At 72.8% G+C, this 4701-nt stretch carries 2 protein-coding genes; both read left to right on the top strand.

Going from position 1 to position 4701, the window contains the following annotated elements:
• The coding region (locus DZF91_RS07305; protein WP_147341039.1) for a helix-turn-helix domain-containing protein at positions 1–1719 on the top strand (1719 nt) is incomplete at its 5' end.
• 488 nt (positions 1720–2207) lie between these two features.
• Entirely contained in the window at positions 2208–4664 is a 2457-nt protein-coding gene (locus tag DZF91_RS07300; protein WP_117356722.1) for a M4 family metallopeptidase, read from the top strand.
• Positions 4665–4701 lie beyond the last annotated feature (37 nt).

Here is a 4701-nt window from a genome sequence, read left to right as displayed (position 1 = left end):
GAGCTGGCCGCCGCGCTGGACGAGGCGGCCGTCGCGGCACGGCGGCGCGGGGCCCCGGCGGAGGCGTGCCGGCTCGGCCGGCTGGGCGCCGAGCACACCCCGCAGGACGACCCGGACGGCTACGTGAACCGGCTGCTCACCGCGTCCGAGGACGCGATCGCCGCCGGGGACCTGCCCGAGGCCCGGCAGATCGCGCACCAGGCGCTGGCCGTCGCGTCCGAGCCCGCGCAGCGGGTGCGCGGCTGGCTGGCGGTCATCGACTCGGCCGGGCAGGCGCTCGCCGAGTTCGGCGACATCTTCCCGCGGGCGCTCGCCGACGCCGGGGACGACCCGGCCCTGCTCGCGCCCCTGCACTACCGGCTCGCGTGGCGGGCGTGGCTCGTGGAGGGCTCGGCGTTCGAGGCGCACGAGCACGCGGCGCGGTCGGCCGAGCTGGCCGCGCGGGCGGGGGACCGGCGCACCGAGATCCTGGCCCTGGCCAAGCAGGCGCACCTGGCGTTCTTCCTGGGCCGCCCGGACGCCGAGCGGACGCTCGCGCGGGCGCTGTCGTCCCCGCAGGACCCGCGCGTCATGGTCGACCACAACGGCCCCGCCTTCCAGCGCTACCGGCACCACCTGCTCGCCGACCGGCTGGAGGAGGCACGCGCCGAGCTGCGGTCGCTGATCTACCTCGTCCGGCGGCGCGGGGCGGTGGAGAGCCTGTGCCACTGCCTGCACAACCTCGCGCGCGTGGAGGTGCACCGGGGGCGCTGCGACCGGGCGCTGGACGTGGCGCGGCAGAGCCTGCGGCTGGCCGAGGACAGCGACCTCAGCCAGGGCCCGTCGTGGTTCTCGCTGGCGCTCGCCGAGGCGGCCGGGGGCGACCCCGACCGGGCGGCGGACGCGGCGCGCCGGGCCGAGCGGCACAGCGCCGACGACGGCGACCTGCTGTTCCTGCCGCAGGCGTGGTACGCGGCCGGGCACGTCCACCTGATGGCCGGCCGGGACGAGGAGGCCGTGGCGCTGCTGCGCCGCGTCCGGCGGTCGGAGGAGGCGCAGGGGCTCGGCGACCCGGCGATGCGGCGCTGGCACGGCGACCTCGCCGAGGCGCTGGCCCTGTCGGGGAACCTGGACGAGGCGGCCGAGCTGATCGAGGAGACCCGGGCCCGCGCGACCCGGCTGGAGCGGCGCGTCATGCTCGCGGTGATGGACCGGGCCGCCGCGCTGGTCGCGGCCGGACGCGGCGACCAGGTCACGGCGGCGGCGCTCGCGCGGCGGTCGGCGGCGGCCCTGGCCGAGCTGCCGTTCCGGCTGGAGGAGGGCCGGTCCTGGCTGGTGCTCGGACGGCTGCGGATCGCCCAGCACGACGCGTCCGGGGCGCGGTCGGCGCTGCGCGAGGCGCGCCGGGTGTTCGCGCACGCGCACGCCCGCCCGTGGCTCGCGCTGGTCACCGCCGAGCTCGACCGCGTCCGGGACCTGGACCGGGCCGCGCAGGTCCCGTCCGCGCCGTCCGCCGCGCTGGGGGTGCTCAGCGCGATGGAGGCGAAGGTCGCCGGGCTCGTCGCGGAGGGCGCGACCAACCGCGAGATCGCGGCGCGCCTGTTCATCAGCGTCAAGACGGTCGAGGCCGCGCTCACCCGGACGTACCGCAAGCTCGGCGTCCGGTCGCGTGTCGACCTCGCGCGCCTGGCCTCGTCCCCGCACCACCTTCCGCAGGATCCCCCGGCGGACGACCGCTAGGAACCCTTTCCCCACCCTGCGCCCGCCCCTGCGTCCGCCCGCGACCGCCCCCGCGTACGCCCCGCGCTCGCGCCTGCGTCCGCCCCTGCGTCCGCGCCTGCGGGCGACCACGCTCGGCGCGCGCTCGGTTTCACCGGGTCCTTCACCGGGTTCTTCACCGGTCCTGACGACCCTCGGCATGTCCTGACGCGGCGTGGAGGGCCTTCGCACAGCGGGTGGAGAACGCCGATGTGGGAGGCCATCTGGGCGTTGTGACCTGTTCATGTGCGTGTCCGTAGGGATATCCCTAACGTTCGGCCTTCGGTCTTCCTTGGGCGGGTTGGCGCGCTGACACTGCCGTTGATCTGAGATGCGGCGAATTCCCCGTTATGTCGCGAAAGGAGCCTTCTGCCCACTCCAGAATTCGCCGCCCTCGTCCCCCCGTTCCACCCCGCCCGCCGTTCCCCGCGGCGGGATCCTGCCCACGAGGCGAGAGGGAACCGATCCACATGACCCCACGTCGCATCGTGACGTTGTCGAGCGCGGCCGTGATCGCCGCCGCCGGCTTCGTCGCCCTCCCCATGCAGGCCCAGGCCGCGCCCAAACCGAAACCCGGTATGCCGGCCGGCCCGTCGTCCTTCACCAAGGACGACTTCACGCTCAACCCGTCCCCGGACACGCGCAAGGCGGCCATCAAGAACGCCGAGAAGGCGCTCGCCGCGCACCCCGGCAAGGCGCACGCCAAGTCCGGCCACGCGTTCGTGCCGCGCACGGTCGTCGTCGACAAGAAGGGCGCCGCCGACGTCCGCTTCGACCGGACCTACAAGGGGCTGCCGGTCTACGGCGGCGACCTGGTCGTCCACCTGAAGCCGGGCGGCTCCTACAAGGAGATCGACACCAACACGCGCGAGACGCCGACCGTCCCGACCGCGCCGTCCATCAGCGCGCAGCAGGCGCAGTCGACCTCGCGCGGCCAGGTGCACGGCAAGGTGAGCTCGGTGGAGAAGCCGCACCTGGCCATCTGGAACCAGGGCCGGTCGTCCCAGCTGGTGTGGGAGACCGTCGTCCGCGGCGTCCGGACCGACCAGACCCCGACCGTGCTGCACGTCCTGGTGGACGCGCACAAGGGCAAGGTCGTCACCAAGCGGGACGAGGTCAGCTCGTTCCTGTCGCCCGCGCAGGCGGCCAAGCTGGCCAAGATCCAGAAGGCCAGGAAGAACCAGGCCATCCTCACCGCCGGGACCGGTAACTCGATCTACAGCGGCACGGTGTCGATCGACCTGACCCAGTCCGGCAGCACGTGGTCGATGAAGGACCCGTCGCACGGCAACGGGACCACCACCAACCTGAACCACGCCACGAGCGGCACCGGGACGGTCTTCAGCAACTCGACCGGGACGTTCGGCAACGGCACCAACAGCGACCCGGCGTCCGCCGGTGTCGACGCGCACTTCGGCGCGGCCAAGACGTTCGACTACTTCAAGAACGTCCACGGCCGCAACGGCATCTTCGGCAACGGCGCCGGCGTCCCCTCGCGCGTCCACTACGGCAACGCCTACGTGAACGCGTTCTGGGACGGCTCGCAGATGACCTACGGCGACGGCTCGGGCAACGCCCGCCCGCTCGTCGAGATCGACGTCGCCGGCCACGAGATGAGCCACGGTGTCAGCGGCGCCCTCACCGGCTGGGACGAGACCGGCGAGACCGGCGGCATGAACGAGGGCACCAGCGACATCTTCGGCACGATGGTGGAGTTCTACGCCAACAACTCGGTGGACACGCCCGACTACACCATGGGCGAGCTCATCAACATCAACGGCGACAACAAGCCGCTGCGCTACATGTACAACCCGTCGCTGGACGGCGCGTCGCCGAACTGCTACTCCAGCAGCAACGGCAGCCTCGACCCGCACTACTCGCTCGGCCCGCTCACGCACTGGTTCTTCCTGCTCGCGGTGGGCTCCGGCGACCACGGCTACGGCAACAGCCCGACCTGCAACAACTCGACCATCACGGGTCTGGGCAACAACAAGGCCGAGAAGATCTGGTACCGGGCGCTCGCGTCCTACGCCAACAGCTCCGAGAACTACGCGCAGGCGCGCGTCGACTCGCTGAAGGCCGCCGCCGACCTGTACGGCACGCACTGCACCGAGTACAACACCGTGAACGCCGCCTGGGCGGCGGTCAGCGTCACCGGCACCGACCCGGTTCCCGGGACGTGCGGCGGCCAGCCCGGCTCGCCGCAGGTGACCAACCCCGGCAACCAGACCGGCACCGTCGGGCAGGCCGCCAGCCTGCAGATCAGCGCGACCGACCCCGGCGGCTCGGCCCTGACCTACAGCGCCACCGGTCTTCCGCCCGGCCTGTCGATCAACGCCTCCACCGGCCTGATCTCCGGCACGCCGACCACCCAGGGCACGTACTCGGTGACGGTGACCGCCAAGAACACCGCCGGCAACAGCGGGACGACCACGTTCACCTGGACGATCAACCCGGCCGGCGGCGGCAACTGCCCGAGCCCCGGCAACAAGGTGACCAACGGCGGGTTCGAGTCCGGGACCGCGCCGTGGACCACCACCTCCGGCGTCGTGTCGGCCAACGGCAGCGGTGAGACCTCCCACTCCGGCACCTACTTCGCATGGCTGAACGGCTACGGCACCACGCACACCGACAGCGCGAGCCAGTCGATCACCATCCCGGCCGGCTGCAAGGCCTCGCTGACCTACTACCTGCACATCGACACCAGCGAGAGCGGCAGCACCGTGTACGACACGCTGACGGTCAAGGCGGGCTCCACGACGCTGAAGACCTACAGCAACGCCAACGCGGCCGCCGGCTACTCGCTCCAGACCGTCGACCTGTCCGCCTTCGCGGGCCAGACGGTGACCCTCTCGTTCTCGGGCACCGAGGACGCGTACCTGCAGACCAGCTTCGTCATCGACGACGTGGCGGTGAACGCCTCCTGACGCCGCCGGACGCCGGCCGCCGCCCCCGCCGGCGGCC

The sequence above is a fragment of the Actinomadura logoneensis genome (assembly GCF_003428695.1).
Lineage (GTDB): Bacteria > Actinomycetota > Actinomycetes > Streptosporangiales > Streptosporangiaceae > Spirillospora > Spirillospora logoneensis.
The sequence above is the reverse complement of the archived record's forward strand: the minus strand, read 5'-3'. Positions and strand labels throughout refer to the sequence as shown.

What these genes read in the sequence shown, in the direction of transcription:
- DZF91_RS07300 (WP_117356722.1), top strand. Translation starts at nt 2,208, where the DNA reads ATGACCCCACGTCGCATCGTGACGTTGTCGAGCGCGGCCGTGATCGCC.